This is a genomic window from Actinoplanes philippinensis (assembly GCF_900113015.1).
GTDB lineage: Bacteria > Actinomycetota > Actinomycetes > Mycobacteriales > Micromonosporaceae > Actinoplanes > Actinoplanes philippinensis.
Genome location: NZ_FONV01000014.1, coordinates 212,574 through 230,865 on the forward strand (window position 1 = coordinate 212,574; position 18,292 = coordinate 230,865).

Consider the following 18,292-nt stretch of genomic DNA (forward strand, 5'->3'; position numbering starts at 1 on the left):
CCGGCCCCTGGTCGTTCCGCTTCGTCACGTGTTTCTGACGCGTACGACGAAACTTAGGGGGCGGCCGCTCTGAACGCCATGTTCCGATCCCTACAGGTCAAGAACTACCGGCTCTTCACCGCCGGGCAGATGGTGAAGCTCATCGGCGTGTGGATGATGTTCACCGCCCAGGACTGGCTGGTCCTCGAACTCTCCGACAACTCCCCGGGCGCCCTCGGTGTGGTGACGGCGCTCCAGTTCGTACCCGTCATGCTCCTGACCCTCTGGAGCGGCCGCCTGGCCGACCGGTACGACAAGCGCAAGCTGCTGATCGCGGCGAACGCCGCCTTCGCGTTCTTCGCCATCGTCTTCGCGGTGCTGGTCGCGGCCGGGGTGGTCGAGCTCTGGCACGTGTTCGTCGCCGCGCTGTTCCTCGGCATCGCCAACGCCGTCGAGACCCCGGTCCGGCAGTCGTTCGTCTCCGAGCTGGTCGAGCTGCGTCTGCTGCCCAACGCGCTGGCGCTCTCCGCGGCCACCTTCAACGTGGCCCGGATCAGCGGTCCCGCTCTCGCCGGGGTGCTGCTCGCGCTGCTCTCCACGCCCGGTGTGTTCCTGATCTCCACGGCGCTGGCGATCGCGCCGGTCTTCACCTACCTGCGGATGCGTCCCGAAGACCTCTACCGCGCCGAGCGCAAGGCTCGCGGCAGCGCCCGGGTGATCGACGGCCTGCGGTATGTGGGGAAGCGTCACGACCTGCTGCTGCCGATCTGCATGATGGCCGTGATCGGCATGATCGGGTTCAACTTCCCGGTCACCCTGGCCGCTCTCGCGAAGATCGACTTCGGTGCCGGGCCGTCGACGTTCGGCCTGCTCACCACGTGTCTGGCGATCGGTTCGCTGGGCGGGGCGCTGGCCGGCACCCGCCGTCGTTCGCGCCCCGGGCCGTACCTCGTGATCGGTGCCGCTCTGCTCTTCGGGGTGTTCGAGTTCGCCGTCGGGTTCGCGCCGAACTTCGTGACCGCCGCCCTTCTGCTCGTCCCGACCGGGTTCTTCTCGATCTACCTGGCCCAGGGGTGCAACCACCGGGTCCAGATGGGCGTCGACGCCGAGTTCCGCGGCCGGGTGATGTCGCTCTACGTCCTGGTCTTCCTCGGCACCACGCCGATCGGGGCGTCGCTGGCCGGCTGGTGGGGCGAGCGTTTCGGGGTGCCGTCGAGCATCTGGGCGGCCGGACTGGTCAGTTTCCTGGCCGCGGTCGGCGCGCTGATCTGGCAGCTGCGGGTCAGCGGCGACCGGATCCGGATCACCCTGCGCTCCCAGCCCCGGGTGCACGTGGTGGCGGCCCCGCTCGAGATCCCGCGGCCGCACGCCGAGCCGCTGGTCCGGTCGGGTTCGGGCGTCGGCGTCTGATTCTGCACCCACCGTGATGTTGGCATGGCCGGCTCCACCGAACGGGTATTCCCGCCTGCCCGGTCAGCGCCTAGCGTCGAACCGTGGCGATCGGGCACATTGCTGTGCTGTCGGCGGCGCTGTCGGCGCTGCTCATCCTGCCGTGCGCCGCAACCATCATGATCACTGGCGGGGTCACCGATCTCCGTCGCCTGTTCACCCGCCGCGGTCGCAGCGAGTTGCGTGAGCGGCATCACGGTGAGCGAACCTCGGTGCGCCGGGTGGTCCGCCGATACCGCCGCCGCGACGATCGGGGCCCCCGCGGCCGCGACGACCGGGCCCACCGCCGCCTGGACCGCACCCTGCGGGCGTGGGACCCGGCGGCCCGCATGGCGGCGCTGCACATGCCGACGATCGAGCAGATCGCGTACGACCTGCGCCGTCTCGACCACCAGCGCCGCTCCGGCCCGCACGGCGAGGCGTACCGCGCGGCCGTGATGACCGCCTACGACTCCCGGCTCCGGCTGGCCTGCTGCTGCCTCGGCATCCGCGAATATTTGCACGGGCTGGAAGGCGTGGAACTCGACTTCGAGCGCGTCCGCGTCGAAGGCCTGCTGGAGGCGGCCGGCCTGGTTCTGCGGCACGAGCCCGGTGCGGCGTTCTAGGAATTCGGCGAGGCCTGGCCCACCTTCACCGATCTTGCGAGTTCCGCCGTCGGCCGCCGGGTGAGGATCGCGGCCATCACCCCCGACACGACCGCGCCGATCATGCTGGGCATCCCGATCTCTCCACGTGCCACGTAGGAGAAGGCCGACGTGGTGAGCACACCCGTCGTGTAGGCGAGCCCGGCCGGTAGCGCCAGGACAGCGGCCCGCTCCGGCAGCAGCGCTCCCGCCAGCAGCACCGCGCAGAGGATCAGGTCGGGAACCAGGAAGGTGCTCCCGCCATGTCCATGCGCCGTATCGCCGCCGACCTGGAATGCGACCCGATGGCGATCTACCGGCACTTCCCCAACCGGGAGGCCCTGCTCGACGCCGTCGCTGACCTGGCCCTCGCCGGCGTCGTCGACCCCGGCCCGGAGACCCCCTGGGACCAGCGCCTCAGTGGAATCCTCGCTGCGGCTCGGTCGGCTGCCCTCCAGCATCCGGGAATCGCCGCCCATATCGCGGCCCGCCCGCCGCTCGGCGTCCACGGGCTCCGGCTTGCCGCCGGCATCACCGCCTCCCTCACCGAGGCGGGCCTGTCACCGACAGCGGTGGTCCAGACCCTGCAGACCCTCATCGCGTACGTGACAGCGGCCCTCGCCATGGCGGTGAACGCGGGAGTACGCGACGAGCGCTGGCACCGGGTCAGCCAAGCGATGAGCGGCTTGCCGGGGGAAACTCTGCCGATCGTCGGGTCCAGCGAACAGTTCACCTACGGCCTACGGCTCCTGCTCCACGGCATCAGGGCCGAGGCTGCCGCCGGTGGGTCGCGTTGAAGCCGCGGACGGCATTCGAGTCGGGGCCGCCGCCCGTGCGTCGTCTCCGGCGGAGACGGGCCGTGCCGCCTCGGCGGTCCTGGTCAAGGACACAAGGAACGGGACCAGGCCCGGAGATAGTCGCCGCCGACGCTGTCCACCAGGGCGAACTCCGTCACCGGCCAGGACGGGCCGGAATAGCCGTCGAGCAACGTGGCCAGGCGCCGATCGTACCGATAAGAGATCGTGAGATGCGGCCGGAACGGTCGCGCGTCGATCGGGAGACCGGCGTCCGCCAGAGCGCGCCGGACGTCCTCCCGGAAGGATCCGAGCCGCTCCAGCTCGCCGTGGACGCCGGCCCAGATCACCGACCCGAATCGGCCCGCACCGGCCAGCCGCAGGGTGATCGGGCCGGGCGGGGGCACGTCGGCGAGAGCGGCCGCCACCACCGGCACGTCGGCGTCCGGGACGTCACCGAGAAACGCCAGCGTGACGTGCCATTTCTCGGGCCGGCGGGCAGCTGACGCCGGGAGGTGGCCACGCAGGTGATCGACGGCCTCCTCGGACGGGAAGACCGCGACGAAGAGCCGGCTCAGGAGGACTCGCGGGCCGCCGGGCCACCGCCGAACAGCACGTCATCCCAGCTGGGGAGCCGCTTGCGAGGCTTGTTGGTCTCCTCGGACTCCTGGCTCGACTGGCTGTTGGCCTGGCCCACCGTGCGGCGCGGGCGCAGCACCGCGAGCGACGGCACGGCCGGCACCTCTTTCGGCAGGTCGGCGTCGTCGTCGAAGGCCGAACCGGAACCACCGCCGAGCAGGGCCGCGGCGCCACCGGCGACCGGGCGCCGGGCGGGCGACTCCAGGCTGCGGCCGGACGAGCCCTCCAACGGCCGGTCCAGTGAGGCGAGCAGAGCGTCGCGGCTGGCCCGGATCGAGTCGCGGGTCGACCGCGCGGCCGGGTCGGCGCTGGGCAGGCCGTGACCGCCACGGGTCGGCTCACCGCTGCGGGCCGGGCCGGGCAGGCCGTGACCGCCGCGCTCGGGCGCCGGCTCCTGCCCGAGGATCTGGGTGGGCCGCTCGGCACACAGATACTGCGCCATGTCGTCGTGCGGCGAGACCACCTGGCGGCCCTTGTCGAGGTCCCAGATGGCCTGCGCGGTGGCCTTGCCGGACGGCCAGGTGGCGACGATGCGCCAGGTGCCGTCGTCGCGGCGGAACGCGTCCCACGAGATCTTCTCGGTGTCGATGCCGTGCTGCGCGAGCCGGCTGTCGACCACCTCGGCCAGCGGCTGACCGGAATCGGACGTCTTCAGCCGGGTGCGGCGAGCATGCTGCGCCAGCATGGCGCGCTCCTGCAGCACCGGGCCGGCATATCGCAGCACCCGGTCGACCGGCACACCCGCGATGCGGGCCACATCCTCGGCGGACTCGCCGGAACGGATCCGGGCCTGGATGTCCCGAGGGGACAGCGTCGGTGCGTTGGCGTCGGACGCCAGCACGGCGACAGCGCTGCCGGGGGCCGCCGGACCCTCGTGGAGCGCACCCGAGATCCGGTCGTCGATGGGGAGAGCCAGGAGCCGGCCGACCTCATCGGCGAGCACGAGAGCCTGACCGTCCTCGGAAAGGGCGACGAAGCGTACCGGCCGCATGCGTTGCCTCCGTCCCGTCGCGTTGGCCTGGACATCCCGAGAGTCATTCACCCGGGCGCGTTTCGGAACACGGTACGCGCCTTGGTCACCCAATGGGGGTAAGCCACGCCGTCAAGATGCTGACCAGCGGAGATGATCTTCGTCCTCCGCCGCCGAACTCCATCAAACCCTTTTAGAGGTACGGCCACCCGTCGTCAACAGCAATGAATCCCGTCACTACCCATCCGGGCGACGCTCAATCCCGCTCCGGATCGTTGCGCCGCCCTCCGGGCGTATGCGAGGGAGACGACCTACCCCAACCGCTCGACGACGTAGTCGATGCACTGGGTGAGAGCCGTCACATCGGATGGGTCGACAGTGGGGTAGAGGGCCACGCGCAGCTGGTTGCGGCCCAGTTTGCGGTAGGGCTCGGTGTCGACGATGTCGTTGGCGCGCAGCACCTTCGCGATCGCCGCGGCGTCCACACCCTCGGCGAAGTCGATGGTCGCGACCGCCGCCGAGCGCAGCGCCGGGTCGGTGACGAACGGCTCGGCGAACGACGACCGGTCGGCCCAGCCGTAGATCGCGGCCGCGCTCTCCGCGCTGCGCTTGACCGCCCAGGACAGACCGCCCTGCGCGTTCATCCAGTCGACCTGCTCGGCGGCGAGGAAGACGGTGGCCAGCGCCGGCGTGTTGTAGGTCTGCTCCAGACGGGACTGCTCGATCGCGGTCACCAGATCGAGGAACTGCGGAATGTACCGTTTCGAGGCCTTGATCGCGAAAGCCCGCTCGATCGCGGCCGGCGACATCAGGGCCAGCCAGATCCCGCCGTCCGAGCCGAGCGCCTTCTGCGGCGCCAAGTAGTACACATCGGTCTCACGGACGTCGACATCGAGGCTGCCACCACCGGACGTGGCGTCGGTGAGCAGCAGCGCGCCCGGGTCGGCGCCCTCGACCCGGCGAACCGGGACGGCCACACCCGTCGAAGTCTCGTTCTGCACGGTGGCGTAGACGTCGACACCGGTCTCGGCGGTCAGGTAGGCCGCCTGGCCACCCGGCGCGCGGTGGACCGTCGGCTCGGCCAGGAACGGCGCGTCGGTGACCGCCTGCACGAACTTGGCGCCGAACTCGCCGAACTCGGCGAACTGCGCCTTCTCCCGGACCAGTCCGAACGCGGCGACCTCCCAGAACGCGCTGGTGCCGCCATTGGACAGGATCACCTCATACCCGTCCGGGATCGAGAAGAACTCGGCCAGGCCGCGGCGCAGGCGGGCCACGTGGTCCTTCACCGTCTTCTGCCGGTGGGAGGTGCCCATGAACGTGCGGGACACCGCGGAGAGCGCCTCGACTCCCTCGGGACGGACCTTGCTCGGCCCGGAGCCGAACCGTCCGTCGACGGGCTTGATCGCGTCGGGAATCCGGATGTCATTCAACGATTTGACCTTCTGTTTTCCGCTGCGGGGCTGGCACTGCCACGGTCATACATTATGCGGGAGCTGATCCCAGCCCTCGACCTCCTGCGGCTTCCGCGGCTCCGCTCCCACATAGTGGAGACCCGGGCGCAGGATCCGGCCGAGTTTCTTCTGCTCCAGGATGTGCGCGCTCCAGCCGGCCACCCGCGCGCAGGTGAACATCGAGGTGAACATGTGCGCCGGGACCTCGGCGAAGTCGAGCACCACGGCCGCCCAGAACTCCACGTTCGTCCAGAGCTGCTGCTCCGGCTTGCGCTCGTGCAGCTCGGCCAGCGCGGCCCGCTCCAGCGCCTCGGCCACCTCGTAGCGCGGCGCGCCCAGATCCTTCGCGATCCGGCGCAGCACACGTGCCCGCGGGTCCTCGGCGCGGTAGACCCGGTGTCCGAAACCCATCAGCCGCTCACCGCGGTCGAGCATGTCCTTCACATACGCCTCGGCGTCACCGCTGCGCTCCACCGCCTCGATCATCTGCAGCACCCGGGTGGGCGCGCCGCCGTGCAGCGGGCCGGAGAGCGCGCCGATGCCGGAGGAGATGCAGGCCGCCGCGTCCGCCCCGGTGGAGGCGACGATCCGCGCGGTGAAGGTGGACGCGTTGAGCCCGTGCTCACAGGAGGAGATGAAATACGCGTCGACGGCCTTGACGTGGCGCGGGTCCGGCTCGCCACGCCACCGGCGCATGAACCGCTCCACGATGGTCTCGGCCTTGTCGATGTCCTTCTGCGGGACGGCCGGCAGACCGAGGCCGCGGGCCGCCTGGGCCACGAAGGAGAGCGCGGTCACCGACACCCGGGCCAGATCACGCCGGGCCTGCTCGTCGCTGATGTCGAACATCTGCGAGAGCCCCCAGTACGGCGCGAGCATCGCGACCGCGGACTGCACGTCGACCCGGATGTCACCGGAGTGCACCGGCACCGGGAACGGCTCGGCCGGTGGCAGCCCCGGCCCGAACCGGCCGTCCACCAGCAGGCCCCAGACGTTGCCGAACGACACCTGTCCGATCAGGTCCTCGATGTCGACGCCGCGATACCGCAGCGCGCCACCGTCCCGGTCGGGCTCGGCGATCTCGGTCTCGAACGCGATGACGCCCTCGAGCCCCGGCTTGAAGTCGGTCACGGCACTCCCTGTGGAACCGAACTGCGGTGGGTGATTCATCTTGCCCGCCGAGTAACCGCACGGTCGACCCGTCGCGATTGTGCTCTCGATGACACCCATCCTGGTTCAACTGACGTTTGCGGGCGGGGGACTTACGGTCGTTTCCGTCCCCCTGGACGCTCCATGGGGCGGTTGAGACGTGAGCGAAGGAGGCAGTGTGGCCACCGAACCGCCGTCACCAGCCGGAATGCGCCGGGATTACACCGAGTGGCCGCCGCTGCTCGAGGATGCTCTCGCCGCGACGTGGACCAGCCAGTTCACCGCCTGGTTCGCCGACGCGACGGCCTTCGGCCTGCCGGAGCCCAACGCGATGATCGTGGCGACGGCAGGCGAGGGGGCACGGCCGTCGGCGCGCACGGTCCTCCTCAAGGGGTACGACGAGGACGGTTTCGTCTTTTTCACGAACTATGAGTCGCGCAAGGGTGCGGACGTGGCGCTTCACCCGTACGCCGGCCTGGTCTTCCCCTGGTTTCCGATGCAGCGTCAGGTGATCGTGTCCGGATCGGTCGAGCGGGTGTCCCGCCAGGAGACCGAGGAGTACTTCGCGTCCCGGCCGCGCGGCTCCCAGCTCGGCGCCTGGGCCAGCCCGCAGTCGCGGGTGCTGCCCGGCCCGGAGGCGCTGGCCGAGGGGCTCACGGCGGTCGTCGACCGGTTCGGCGCCGGGCCGGTGCCGGCGCCACCGCACTGGGGCGGGCTGCGGGTGCGGCCGGAGAGTGTCGAGTTCTGGCAGGGCCGCAGCAGCCGGCTGCACGACCGGCTCCGCTTCCGGGACACCGGCGCCGGGTGGATCGTGGAGAGGCTGGCGCCTTGAGTCAGGGCGTCAAGGAGCCGCGGGCCTGGATGATCGACACCCGTCCGCTGGGCGTCACGACGTTCCGGCGGACGTGGATCGGCAACGGCGCGTCGTATTTCGGGTTCCAGTTCACCGCGGTCGCCGTGCCGGTGCAGATGTACGCCGTCACCGGCTCGCCCACCTGGGTCGGGTTGCTCGGGGTCGCGGGTCTCGTACCCCTGCTGATCTTCGGGTTGTGGGGCGGCGCCGCCGCCGACGTGGTCGATCGCCGCAAGCTGCTGCTCATCAGCTCCGCGATCACCTGGGCGACCACTCTCGCGCTGCTGGCGCAGGCGGTCCTCGGGGTCCGCAGCGCGCATCTGCTGCTGGCCCTGACCGCGATCCAGGCCGCCGGCTTCGCGGTGAGCTCGCCGGCCCGGCACTCGATCGTCCCGCGGATCGTGCCGGAGCCCCTGGTGCCGGCGGCGAACACGCTGAACTACACGGCCAGCACGGCCGGTGGGGTGCTCGGCCCGCTGGCCGCCGGCGTGATCATGGGAATCTGGTCGACCGGCGCCGGCGTCGAGGTGGCCTACGCGCTGGACGCCCTGCTGTTCACCGTCACGTTCTGGGCGACCTGGAAGCTGCCGGACATCCCGCCGGTGGTCTCGCCCGCCGCCTCGGCGTCTCCGGAGAAGCCGAGTGTGGGTCTGCGGGGCATCGTGACCGGCCTCAAGTTCCTGGTCACCCAGCCGGTGCTGCTGCTGTCCTTCGCGGTCGACCTGATCGCCATGGTGTTCGCCATGCCCCGGGCGCTGTTCCCGGCGGCCGCCGAGCAGTTCGGCGGCGGCTCGGCGGTCGGCTGGCTGTACAGCGCGATCGCGATCGGCGCGATGGTCGGCGGCCTGACCAGCGGCTGGATCAGCCGGGTCCGGCGGCAGGGGCTCGCGCTGATCGCCGCGGTGGTGGTGTGGGGCCTGGCGATCGGGCTGTCCGGACTGGCCCGCAGCCTGTGGCTGATGGTGCTGCTGCTCGCCCTGGCCGGGATGGCCGACCTGGTCAGCGCGGTCTACCGGCAGACGATCATGCAGACCTTCGCGCCCGACCACCTGCGCGGCCGCCTGCAGGGCGTGTTCACCGTGGTGGTGGCCGGCGGCCCGCGCCTCGGCGACCTGCGCGCCGGCGCCACCGCCGACCTGACCAGCGTGTCCACCTCCTGGGTGGGCGGCGGTCTGGTCGCCGCCGGGCTGGCCGTGGTCCTCGGGCTCACCTCGCCCGCGCTGATCCGATACCGGCCTGAACAGGACCGGGCGGACGACCGATAGTGTCGCGGGTATGAGCGCAGAGTCAGCCGCCAAGTCCGGCGTCCAGTGGTCGATCGAGGCGGACGGCCACCGTGCCGTCCTGGTGGAGGTCGGCGGGACGCTCCGGTCGTACTCCGTGGACGGCGTCGAGATCCTGGACGGATTCGGCGCCGACGAGATCTCCCCCGGATCGGCCGGCCAGATCCTCGCGCCGTGGCCCAACCGCATCCGCGACGGGCAGTACGAGTTCGAGGGGCAGTCCTACCAGCTCGCGCTCACCGAGCCGGCCCGGCGGACGGCCATCCACGGCCTGGTCAACTGGTCCCGGTGGCGGCTCGCCGAGCAGACCGCCGCCTCGGTGACCCTGGAGTACGAGTTGCCCGCGCAGGTCGGCTACCCGTGGTCGCTGCTGCTGCGCTCCCGCTGGACGGTCTCGGCCGACGGGCTCCGGTGCGACCAGGAGGTGGTCAACACCTCGGAGGCCAACGCGCCGTGGGGGTATTCGGTCCATCCGTACCTGCGGCTGCCCGGCGTGACGGTCGACGACACCGTGCTGCACGTGCCCGCCGCCTCCCGGATCCAGGCCGACGCCCGCCTGCTCCCGATCGGCGCCACCAAGATCGCCGGCACCGAGTTCGACTTCTCCGAGCCGCGCCGCATCGGTGACCTGGTGCTCGACACCACCTTCGGCGACATCGACTTCGACGCCGACGGCATCACCACGCTCACCCTGGCCGGCCCCGGCGCGGAGCGGCCGATCGTGGTCTGGGCCGACGAGAAGTTCCGGTACTGGCAGGTGTTCACCGCCGACACGCTGCACGGCGAGCGCTTCCGCCGATCGATCGCGGTCGAGCCGATGACCTGCCCGCCGGACGCGTTCCGGACCGGCCGTGACCTGACCGTCCTGGCGCCCGGCTCGACCTGGGCCACGTCCTGGGGCGTCCGGTATTGATGGGTTTCGACTGCTGATAGGTCTCGACTTGTGATGGTCTCGACTTCTGATGGTCTCGACTTCTGATGGTCTCGACTTCTGATGGGTTTCGCCTCCTGATGGGTTTCGCCTTCTGATGGATTTCGACGAGGTCGTCCGCCGCCGGCGGATGGTGCGCAGCTATGACCCGGACCGGCCGATCGCCCCCGACCTGGTGGACAAGATCGTGCGGCACGGGCTGCGGGCGCCGTCGGCGGGTTTCAGCCAGGGCTGGAGCTTCCTGGTCCTGACCTCGGCCGAGGACCGTTCGCGCTACTGGTCGAGCACAGCCGACGGCAGCGGCGACAGCGGCTGGCTGGAGCGCATGCGGACGGCCCCCCTGATCATCGTGGCGTTCTCCAACAAATCGGTGTATCTCGACCGCTACGCGCAGCCCGACAAAGGCTGGACGGACCGGGACGAGGCGCGCTGGCCGGTTCCCTACTGGGACATCGACACCGGCTTCGCCGCCCTGCTCATGCACCTGACCGCGGTAAACGAGGAACTCGGCTCGTGCTTCTTCGGGGTGCCCGCCGCCCGGGTGCCGGCGTTCAAGGAGGCGTTCGGGGTGCCGGCCGAGTTCCACCCGATCGGGGCACTCACCATCGGGTACCCGGCGGCCGACAAGAGGTCACCGTCACTGCGTCGAGGCCACCGCCCGGTGGCCGACGTGGTGCATCATGGCCGGTGGGCTTCGTCGGGCGAGGTCTGACCGGCCCGCGGGTACGCTGGCATACGGTTCTCACGGAAAGGGCAACCGCCGTGATCTTCAAAGCGGTCCGGGATGGAGCCCCGTACCCCGATCACCAGACGACGCTCAAGGAGTGGGCGGAGATCCCGCCGCGCAAGGTGTGGCTGGCCGACCTGATCACCACCAAGCGTGAGCTGGCGCTCGACAAGCTCCTCGCCGAGGACTCGACCTTCTATGGTGACCTGTTCCCCCACGTCGTGGAGTATCAGGGGTACTACTACCTGGAGGACGGGTTGCACCGGGCGCTCCGGGCGGCCCTGCAGCAGCGCAAGGAGATCCACGCCCGCGTGCTGATCCTCGAGGACTGACCGGGTTCGGCGGGTCTTGCCCCTTGGTCCGGCAGGTTTCGCGTCCCGGGTTCGGCGGGTCTCGCCCCTTGGCCCGGCAGGTTTCGCGTCCCGGAGTCCCGGGTTCGGTGCGTCTCGCCCCTCGGTTCGGCAGGTTTCGCGTCCCGGAGCCGGGGTGGTTCGGCGAGTTCGGGCGGTCTCGAGCCGGGTTTGTCGGTGGCGCGCGTCGGGAGGATCGGGTTTGGGGGGTTTCGCGGTTCGGGAGTCCGATCAGTGCTCTCCGGTCGCGAATTGTCGTACCCCCTCCGTACCGTTAGGGCATGGCCGAATCGCCCACCCCCGAACACCCCACCAGCGAGTATCCGGCCGTGCCCGATCGGCCGGACGCTGCGGAGCCCACCCCCGAGCAGCCCCGGCCGAGCGGTTTCGCGCGGCTGCTGATCTTCGTCGGCTTCGTCTTCGCGCTGATCGTCGCCTCCTGCCTCGGGCTGCGCGCGATGAATGTGCTGCCCACCTTCGACAATCCGTTCGCCGAGGAGACCACCGACCGCAGTCAGCCGGTGCTCCTGCAGTCCATGCGCGACCTTCAGCGTTACGTGGCGGCTGACGGCACGTTCCAGGTGATCGTCGACCTGCAGGAAAACCGTGACAACATCCCCGATTTCCTCATCAACCGGCGCACATTGTTCGTCGGCTCGGGCACGGTCGAGACCTACGTGGACTTCAGCGGCCTCTCCGGCGACGCGTTGAAGATCGACGAGGAGAAGAAGACGATCGAGCTGACTCTGCCAGCTCCCCAGCAGTCGACCGCGGCGCTCGACATGGAGCGCAGCTACGTGGTGGCCGAGGAGCGCGGCCTGTTCAACCGGATCGGCGACGCCTTCCGCGACGACCCGGGCAAGCAGCAGCAGGTCTACCAGTTGGCCCAGCAGCGGATCACCGAGGCGGCGCGGGCCAGTGAGCTGGACAAACGGGCCCGGGAGAACACGCAGCGGATGTTGGAGAGCCTCTTCGCGCGGCTCGGCTACACCACCGTTACGGTCTCGTTCGCCAGCCCGTGAGCGAGCCGGCCGGCCGGGCTTCGTCCGGCCGGCCGGTTTCGGTCGGGGCGCTGGTTCCGGTCGGGCCGGCCAGCTCCGGTCGGGCTGCCGGTTTCGGTCGGGCTGCTGGCTTCAGCCGGGGTGCCGGTTTCGGACGGGCCGCCGTTTTGGACCGGGCTGGTTCCGGTCGGGCCGGCCAGCTCTGGTCGGGCTGCCGATTTCGGACGGGCCGCCGGTTTCGGACGGGGGCTGGTTGACGGGGGCTGGTTCCGGTCGGGCCGGCCAGCTCTGGTCGGGCTGCCGGTTTCGGTCTGGCGGCTCGCTTCGTCCGAGCCGCCTGGCCTTGTTGTGCGGCCGGCTCGTTTGGCGGCTGGCTCGGGCGGACCGGTGGTTTCGGTCGGGCTGCCGGTTGCGGTCGGGCCGTCGGCTCCGCTTGGGCGGCTGGGGTTGGTCGGCTGGGGTTGGTCGGCGGCCCTCGACGAAAGGGCGGCGGGTTTGTTGAGGCGGGCCGCTCCCCGGGCTTCGTTGCCGGGGGAGCGGCCCGTCATCTTGGTTCCGGGCATCCCGTCACGGGGGCAGGGACGGGATGCCCGGAAGCTCTATCGCCGCGCCAGCGGGTGATCCCCGCCGACGGCGTGTTGCCCCGCGGCGGCGTTTTGCTCGCCCTCGACGTGTTGCCAACCGTCGACGTGTTGCCAACCGGCGAGGTGTTGCCCGCCGGTCGGCGTGTTGCCAACCGGCGAGGTTTTGCCAACCGGCGAGGTGTTGCTCGCCGGTTGGCGTGTTCCTCGCCGGGTGGCGTGTTGCCCGCCGGGTGGCGGGCGACGTCACTCGCTGGGCATCAGGGCCCAGAGGGCCAGGTAGATCAGGACCTGCGGGCCGGGCAGGAGGCAGGAGACAACGAAGAGGAGCCGCACCATCCCGGGCCGCATCCCGAAGCGCTGGGCCAGGCCGGCGCAGACACCGGCGATCCGGCGGTTGTGGCGGGGGCGGGAGAACGAGCGGGTCCTGAGGGGGCTGGTCACTTCATCCACTCCTTCGGCGGTGGCCTCGGCTTCCTGCCGTGGCCACTTCGACGGTAGGTACGGGTGCAGCGCCGTCCCTCGTTCCCGAGGTGGATGTCGGCGATGCGGCTCCCGTAAGGGTCATCCGTACCCAGCCGGGGTCGGTGGTTAACCTGAATCCCTCTCGTCCCAGGTCAGAGGCTGGTTGTGGACGTCCCTGAGTGGCCCGCTCTCGTTGAGCACCGTGGGCTCGATCGCACGTGGGGTGTTCGAAGCGTCACACCGAGCAGGTGATGGTCGCGGCCCGGGGCGGCCGCCGAGCTCTGCCGCCGACTGGATCGAGGAGGCGAACGGTGGTGCTCGGGTGACCCTGGCCGTCCTGACCGCCCGAACCGGCCACGCCCTGCCCCACGGCGACGCCGACCGGTTGGCCGGAGAACTCACCGGCGCGCTACGGGCCGCCGGCGTGTCCGCGATCGATCGGCTCGTACCGGGTGCTGACGAGGTGTCCCGCCTCCGCGAGCTGGCCCGGCAGGCCCGCGACGCCGGGGAGCCCCTGCTGATCTGCCCCGACAACCTGGTCGCGCACGGCAGTCTGCTGCGGACCCTGGCCACCGAGCCGGCCGGGCGCAGCACGGTGCTGGTCGCCGCCGACCCGTCCGGTGACCTGCGGGAGGACCGGGGCCGGGTGATCGCCGCGCCGCCCGGTGGCGGGACGGTCCGGCATCTCGGGGCCATGTGTGTGGCCCCGCCCGACCTGCCGCTGCTGGAGAAGGCCCTCGACCGGCCCTGTCCGCTGGCCGAGATGCTCGCCGACGGGTTCGTCCCGGTCGCGACCCGGGTCCGGCTGCTGCACGCCGAACAGGTGCAGTCCTCGGAGCAGCTGGCCGCCGCCCGGGACGCGATCGCCGCGGTGGACGAGGACGCGGCGCGGCTGCGGCTCGCCGTCAAGGAGGAGGACGATCTCTTCACGACGTACGCCGTGAGCAGCTGGTCGCCACACCTGACGGGACTGGCCGCGCGGCTGCGGTGGACCCCGACCGCGGTGACCGGCCTGTCGGTGCTGTTCGCGGTGGTCGCGGCGATCCTGTTCTGGCAGGCGTCCCGCCCCGCGATGGTGGCGGGCGCGGTCCTGCTCTACCTCGGTTTCGTGCTCGACTGCGTGGACGGTCAGCTGGCCCGCTACACCCGCCGGTTCAGCGCCTTCGGCGGCTGGCTCGACACCATGGCCGACCGCGCCAAGGAGTACCTGGTCTACGCCGGTCTCGCCGCCGGGGCCGACCGGGCGGGCCTGCCCCACGCCTGGTCCCTGGCCGTCACCGCGATCGTGGTGCAGACCGCCCGGCACATGACCGACACCTGGTACGGGGCACTCCACAACAGGGCCGCCACCCGTCCCGCTCCGGTCGATCCCGGTGCGGCCGTAGCCGGCCGGGGTGGGGCCGGTGCACGGCTTGCTGCCATCTCCACACAGGCGCAGAGCCGGCGGGGCTCGCCGATCTACTGGGCCAAGCGGGTCGTCGTCTTCCCGATCGGCGAGCGGTGGGCGCTGATCTCGGTGCTGGCCGCCCTCACGAACGGCCGGGTGGCTCTTGCCGCGCTCGTCGGATTCGGGTTGTTCGCGGCGGCGTACACGCTGATGTTGCGTTCCTTGCGTGCCCTGTCGATGGGGGTGGGGGTGCTCGACACGGTCGACACCGCCCGGCACCGCGACGACGGGCCTCTGGTGCGCACGGTGCTGAGCCGGACAGGTGCCGGGCGGCCGTTGCCGTTCGCTGTGATCTTCCTGGGGTACGCCCTGGCGACGGTCACCGTGTTCGCCCTCGGGGAGCCGTCGCTGCACCCGTGGCTGCTCGCCATCGCGGTGATCCCCGTGCTGCTCACCGGCTTCTCCGGAGCAACCCGGCACGACAGGGCCCTGGACTGGCTGGTGCCGGCCGCGTTACGCGCCGCCGAACACCTGATCGTGGTCGCCACCGGCCTCTACGGGAACGTACCCCCGCCCCTCGTCTTCCTCCTGCTGTTCACGCTGGCGCTGCGGCACTACGACCTGACCGCCCGCATGGAGCAGAACGCGCCCGCCACCGGCACCGCCGGAACCGCACTGGGCTGGGACGGCCGGGTCCTCCTGCTGGTCCTGGCCGCCCTGATCGGCTGGGCGACCCCGGCGATGGCCGCGCTGACAGTCCTGATCGCCGCCACGCTCACCAAAACCACCCACCGGGACTGGCGATTCTGAATGTGAACGTGCACACCAACGACCTGCAATGTTCCGATCTCTGTAATCGATTGATCACTATGTGCGAATGGCACTTTCGCCCGATGGTGAACCATCGAAGGCACTCGCAGAGTTAGGGCCCGATCGCCGACCGTCGTGGGCTCGGGGTCGCACTCGATCGCGGGAGGTTGACGGTGTCCACCGTCGCACTCAAAGACGTCACCAAGATCTGGCCGGACGGCACCTATGCCGTCGACAACGTCAGCCTGGAGGTGCAGGACGGCGAGTTCATGGTCCTGCTCGGCCCCTCCGGCTGCGGTAAGTCGACAGTGCTCCGGATGATCGCCGGCCTGGAGGATCCCACGCGGGGGGAGATCCTTCTCAATGGTGAGCCGGTGCTGGAACTGCCGCCCCGCGATCGCAGCATCGCCATGGTGTTTCAGGACTTTGCGCTCTATCCGCACATGACGGTGTCGGAGAACATCGGTTTCCCGCTCAAGCTGTCCGGCATCGAGCCGTCGCCGCGCCAGGACCGGGTGGACGCGATCGCGGGCGCCCTCGGCATCGGAGAGGTGCTCGGCCGGCGGCCCGGTCAGCTCTCCGGCGGCCAGCGGCAGCGGGTGGCGATGGGCCGGGCCATGGTGCGCCGTCCCGGGATCTTCCTGATGGACGAGCCGCTGTCCAATCTCGACAGCGGGCTGCGTGCCGAGCTGCGGGCCGAGATCAGCAGCATGACGCGTGAGCTGGGCGTGACCACCATGTACGTGACGCACGACCAGGCCGAGGCGCTGACCATGGCCGACCGGGTCGCGATCATGCGCAGGGGGGTGCTGCAGGACCTCGGCACGCCGACCGAGGTCTACCGGCGCCCGGCGACGCTCTACACCGCGGCGTTCCTCGGCTCGCCGAAGATGAACCTGCTGGAGGCCGCGGTCTACGTGCATCTGGACCGCTACATAGCGCTGAGCTTCGGCGAGCAGACCCTGTACCTGGCGTGGAGCGACCCACGCGCGCGGGCGGTGGCCCGCTATCACGGCGAGCGGATCGTGGTCGGCATCCGGGCCGAGGCGCTCACCCCGGTCACCCCGGACACGCAGGGCCATGTCTTCCAGGGGCGGATCCGGTATCTCGAGCACCACGGGCACGAGTCGCTGGCGTACCTCGACATCGGCGCCACCGCGATCGTGGTGGACGAGATCGGCGCGGCGCTGACCGATACCCGGGGCCAGGGTGGCGGGGCCTTCAGGCGGCTCGGCGGGGCGCTGCAGCGGCTGACGCGCCCGGGCGGCGCGGAAGTGGCCCCGGAGGGCCCCGGCGGGGTGGCGACCGACCCGGGCCGTCATCACCGCAAGCCGGCCGAGCTGGCCGTGCGCCTCGCGCCGTATCCGCAGGTCTCGCACGGTCATCCGCTCGCCGTCTCGGTCCGGATGGACGCCGTGCACTTCTTCGACCAGCGCGGCGACCGGATCGATGCCGGCTGGCGCTGACCGTGCGACAGGCGCCACTTCCGGGCGGGTTCCTCGGATGCCTCCCGCCACCGGTCGGCCACAGCGCGTAGGCTGCAGCACGGTGGAGGACAGGATCGGCCAGAGCGTGCGTTCGGCTCTCGACGGGGAGCCGAGGGCCGATGCCGCCCCGCCCCGGGAGTGGCCGGTGCTGCTGGACCGCGCCTTCGGCCCGGACGACATCGCGGTTCTGCGGCACGAGGCGATCCGTCTGCTCGCGGCGGCGGGTCTCGCCGGTGACCGGCAGGACGGCTTCGTGCTGGCCGTCAACGAGGTGCTCACCAATGTCGTGCTGCATGCCGGCGGCAACGGCCGGGTCGTCCTGAAGATCGAGGACGGTTCGGTGTGGTGTGTGGTGACCGACTCCGGTCCGGGCATCCCGGGCGCCTATCTGGACGGCCTGCACGCGGCGGAGGCGTTCGAGGTCGGCGGGCGCGGGCTGTGGCTGGCACATCGGCTCTGTGACGAGGTCACGACGGCGACCGGCCCGATCGGGACGTCGATCGGACTGCGGATCATCTTGGATTCCGCAGCTTGAACGACTTGTAAACCATCGTGGAAATGTGAAGCTGCCCTTCGCCTCTCGCCCGCGATCGGGTCCGGCTACATTGGGCGCGTGCTCGGACTTCCTTCACAGGTGACCGCTTGCCTATTCGATCTTGACGGTGTGCTTACGCAAACCGCGCTGGTGCACAACGCTGCGTGGAAACAGACGTTCGACACGTTCCTGAAATCGTGGGCCGAACAGCATGAGCTACCTTTCGTGCCGTTCGATTCCGCGGTCGACTATCACCGATATGTCGACGGCAGGCAGCGTGCTGACGGGGTCCGGACCTTCCTGGCCTCGCGGGGCATCACGCTGCCCGAGGGCGACCCCGACGACACCCCCGATCGGGAGACCGTCAACGGCATCGGCAATCGCAAGAACCTGCTCGTGCTACAGAAGATCAAAGAAGGCGCCGTCCAGGTCTACCCCGGATCGGTGGAGTATCTGAGGGCCGCCAAGGCCGCCGGTCTACGCCGCGCGGTCGTGTCGGCGAGCGCCAACTGCAAGGACGTCCTGGAGGCGGCCGGGATCGCCGACCTCCTGGAGGCCCGCGTGGACGGCGTCGTGGCGCGTGAGCGGGGCCTGCCCGGCAAGCCCGCGCCGGACACGTTCCTGTACGGCGCCGAGCTGCTCGGCCTCGACCCGGCCCAGTGTGCCGTGTTCGAGGACGCTCAGGCGGGCGTCGCCGCGGGGCGGGCCGGCGCTTTCGGCATCGTGATCGGTGTGGACCGGGTGGACCAGGCCGACGCGCTCCGGGAGCACGGCGCCGACATCGTGGTGAAAGATCTAAAAGACCTCCTCTGAAATCGGTTACGA

General features: G+C 70.6%; 19 protein-coding genes and 1 pseudogene. 14 read left to right on the forward strand and 6 right to left on the reverse strand.

Annotated elements, in window-relative coordinates; genetic code table 11:
• The first annotated feature begins 78 nt into the window (after window positions 1–78).
• Together BM290_RS34695 and BM290_RS34700 are read left to right on the forward strand one after the other, a co-directional pair.
• A complete protein-coding gene (locus tag BM290_RS34695) occupies window positions 79–1,389 on the forward strand; it encodes an MFS transporter (RefSeq protein ID WP_093620153.1) in 1,311 nt (436 codons plus the stop codon).
• Between the two features lie 83 nt (window positions 1,390–1,472).
• A complete protein-coding gene (locus BM290_RS34700; RefSeq protein ID WP_093620154.1) occupies window positions 1,473–2,033 on the forward strand; it encodes a hypothetical protein in 561 nt (186 codons plus the stop codon).
• On the opposite strand, the gene BM290_RS34705 is transcribed toward BM290_RS34700, so the two are convergent.
• A complete protein-coding gene (locus BM290_RS34705) occupies window positions 2,030–2,272 on the reverse strand; it encodes a hypothetical protein (RefSeq protein WP_093620155.1) in 243 nt (80 codons plus the stop codon). The two genes, BM290_RS34700 and BM290_RS34705, sit on opposite strands and share 4 nt — an antisense overlap.
• A 33-nt stretch (window positions 2,273–2,305) precedes the next feature.
• On the opposite strand from BM290_RS34705, the pseudogene BM290_RS50835 reads away from it, so the two are divergent.
• Both BM290_RS50835 and BM290_RS34710 read left to right on the forward strand, forming a co-directional pair.
• Window positions 2,306–2,395 (forward strand): annotated as a pseudogene (locus BM290_RS50835) (TetR family transcriptional regulator); the annotation flags it as partial.
• Window positions 2,396–2,413: 18 nt separating this feature from the next.
• Window positions 2,414–2,848, forward strand: a complete 435-nt coding sequence (locus BM290_RS34710; RefSeq protein ID WP_280522850.1) for a TetR/AcrR family transcriptional regulator C-terminal domain-containing protein — start codon at window positions 2,414–2,416, stop codon at window positions 2,846–2,848.
• A gap of 83 nt (window positions 2,849–2,931) precedes the next feature.
• On the opposite strand, the gene thpR is transcribed toward BM290_RS34710, so the two are convergent.
• The 4 genes from thpR to BM290_RS34730 form a co-directional block, all read right to left on the reverse strand.
• Window positions 2,932–3,423 carry an RNA 2',3'-cyclic phosphodiesterase gene (thpR, locus tag BM290_RS34715; protein ID WP_093620156.1) on the reverse strand — a complete coding sequence of 164 codons (492 nt, stop codon included), beginning with the start codon at window positions 3,421–3,423 and terminating at the stop codon, window positions 2,932–2,934.
• A complete protein-coding gene (gene sepH / locus BM290_RS34720; RefSeq protein ID WP_093620157.1) occupies window positions 3,420–4,475 on the reverse strand; it encodes a septation protein SepH in 1,056 nt (351 codons plus the stop codon). Before sepH ends, thpR begins: the two co-directional genes overlap by 4 nt.
• Before the next feature lie 290 nt (window positions 4,476–4,765).
• Window positions 4,766–5,887 carry a phosphoserine transaminase gene (serC, locus tag BM290_RS34725; protein WP_093620158.1) on the reverse strand — a complete coding sequence of 374 codons (1,122 nt, stop codon included), beginning with the start codon at window positions 5,885–5,887 and terminating at the stop codon, window positions 4,766–4,768.
• Window positions 5,888–5,932: 45 nt separating this feature from the next.
• Complete coding sequence (locus tag BM290_RS34730; RefSeq protein WP_093620159.1) at window positions 5,933–7,039, reverse strand: citrate synthase 2; 1,107 nt, start codon at window positions 7,037–7,039, stop codon at window positions 5,933–5,935.
• Window positions 7,040–7,265: 226 nt separating this feature from the next.
• Here BM290_RS34730 and pdxH point away from each other — a divergent pair, with 226 nt between their 5' ends.
• The 6 genes from pdxH to BM290_RS34760 all read left to right on the forward strand — a co-directional run bounded on the left by pdxH (window position 7,266) and on the right by BM290_RS34760 (window position 12,223).
• Window positions 7,266–7,889, forward strand: coding sequence for a pyridoxamine 5'-phosphate oxidase (gene pdxH, locus BM290_RS34735; RefSeq protein WP_093620160.1), 624 nt, complete (start codon window positions 7,266–7,268; stop codon window positions 7,887–7,889).
• A 29-nt stretch (window positions 7,890–7,918) separates the two neighbouring features.
• Entirely contained in the window at window positions 7,919–9,175 is a 1,257-nt protein-coding gene (locus BM290_RS34740; protein WP_093620251.1) for an MFS transporter, read from the forward strand.
• Between the two features lie 10 nt (window positions 9,176–9,185).
• Window positions 9,186–10,106, forward strand: coding sequence for an aldose 1-epimerase family protein (locus BM290_RS34745; protein ID WP_093620161.1), 921 nt, complete (start codon window positions 9,186–9,188; stop codon window positions 10,104–10,106).
• A 115-nt stretch (window positions 10,107–10,221) separates the two neighbouring features.
• Window positions 10,222–10,836: a nitroreductase family protein gene (locus BM290_RS34750; RefSeq protein ID WP_093620162.1), complete on the forward strand. Its 615-nt coding sequence runs from the start codon at window positions 10,222–10,224 to the stop codon at window positions 10,834–10,836.
• A 50-nt stretch (window positions 10,837–10,886) separates the two neighbouring features.
• Window positions 10,887–11,183: a type II toxin-antitoxin system VapB family antitoxin gene (locus BM290_RS34755; protein ID WP_093620163.1), complete on the forward strand. Its 297-nt coding sequence runs from the start codon at window positions 10,887–10,889 to the stop codon at window positions 11,181–11,183.
• Between the two features lie 299 nt (window positions 11,184–11,482).
• Window positions 11,483–12,223 (forward strand): DUF4230 domain-containing protein, encoded by a 741-nt coding sequence (locus BM290_RS34760; RefSeq protein ID WP_093620164.1) that lies wholly within the window; start codon window positions 11,483–11,485, stop codon window positions 12,221–12,223.
• An 806-nt stretch (window positions 12,224–13,029) separates the two neighbouring features.
• Here the strand turns inward: BM290_RS34760 and BM290_RS34765 are convergent.
• Window positions 13,030–13,227: a PspC domain-containing protein gene (locus tag BM290_RS34765; protein ID WP_093620252.1), complete on the reverse strand. Its 198-nt coding sequence runs from the start codon at window positions 13,225–13,227 to the stop codon at window positions 13,030–13,032.
• 343 nt (window positions 13,228–13,570) lie between these two features.
• On the opposite strand from BM290_RS34765, the gene BM290_RS34770 reads away from it, so the two are divergent.
• The 4 genes from BM290_RS34770 (at window position 13,571) to BM290_RS34785 (ending at window position 18,280) form a co-directional block, all read left to right on the forward strand.
• Window positions 13,571–15,445: a DUF5941 domain-containing protein gene (locus BM290_RS34770; RefSeq protein ID WP_093620165.1), complete on the forward strand. Its 1,875-nt coding sequence runs from the start codon at window positions 13,571–13,573 to the stop codon at window positions 15,443–15,445.
• Window positions 15,446–15,618: 173 nt separating this feature from the next.
• Window positions 15,619–16,911 carry an ABC transporter ATP-binding protein gene (locus BM290_RS34775; protein ID WP_093620166.1) on the forward strand — a complete coding sequence of 431 codons (1,293 nt, stop codon included), beginning with the start codon at window positions 15,619–15,621 and terminating at the stop codon, window positions 16,909–16,911.
• Window positions 16,912–16,993: 82 nt separating this feature from the next.
• Entirely contained in the window at window positions 16,994–17,467 is a 474-nt protein-coding gene (locus BM290_RS34780) for an ATP-binding protein (protein WP_093620167.1), read from the forward strand.
• A gap of 78 nt (window positions 17,468–17,545) precedes the next feature.
• Window positions 17,546–18,280, forward strand: a complete 735-nt coding sequence (locus tag BM290_RS34785; RefSeq protein WP_093620168.1) for a beta-phosphoglucomutase family hydrolase — start codon at window positions 17,546–17,548, stop codon at window positions 18,278–18,280.
• Window positions 18,281–18,292 lie beyond the last annotated feature (12 nt).

Bases quoted from the DNA above. Each gene is read 5' to 3' on its own strand.
- BM290_RS34695 (WP_093620153.1), top strand. From the start codon at position 79: ATGTTCCGATCCCTACAGGTCAAGAACTACCGGCTCTTCACCGCCGGG.
- sepH (WP_093620157.1), bottom strand. From the start codon at position 4,475: ATGCGGCCGGTACGCTTCGTCGCCCTTTCCGAGGACGGTCAGGCTCTC.
- pdxH (WP_093620160.1), top strand. From the start codon at position 7,266: ATGCGCCGGGATTACACCGAGTGGCCGCCGCTGCTCGAGGATGCTCTC.
- BM290_RS34740 (WP_093620251.1), top strand. From the start codon at position 7,919: ATGATCGACACCCGTCCGCTGGGCGTCACGACGTTCCGGCGGACGTGG.
- BM290_RS34745 (WP_093620161.1), top strand. From the start codon at position 9,186: ATGAGCGCAGAGTCAGCCGCCAAGTCCGGCGTCCAGTGGTCGATCGAG.
- BM290_RS34750 (WP_093620162.1), top strand. From the start codon at position 10,222: ATGGATTTCGACGAGGTCGTCCGCCGCCGGCGGATGGTGCGCAGCTAT.
- BM290_RS34760 (WP_093620164.1), top strand. From the start codon at position 11,483: ATGGCCGAATCGCCCACCCCCGAACACCCCACCAGCGAGTATCCGGCC.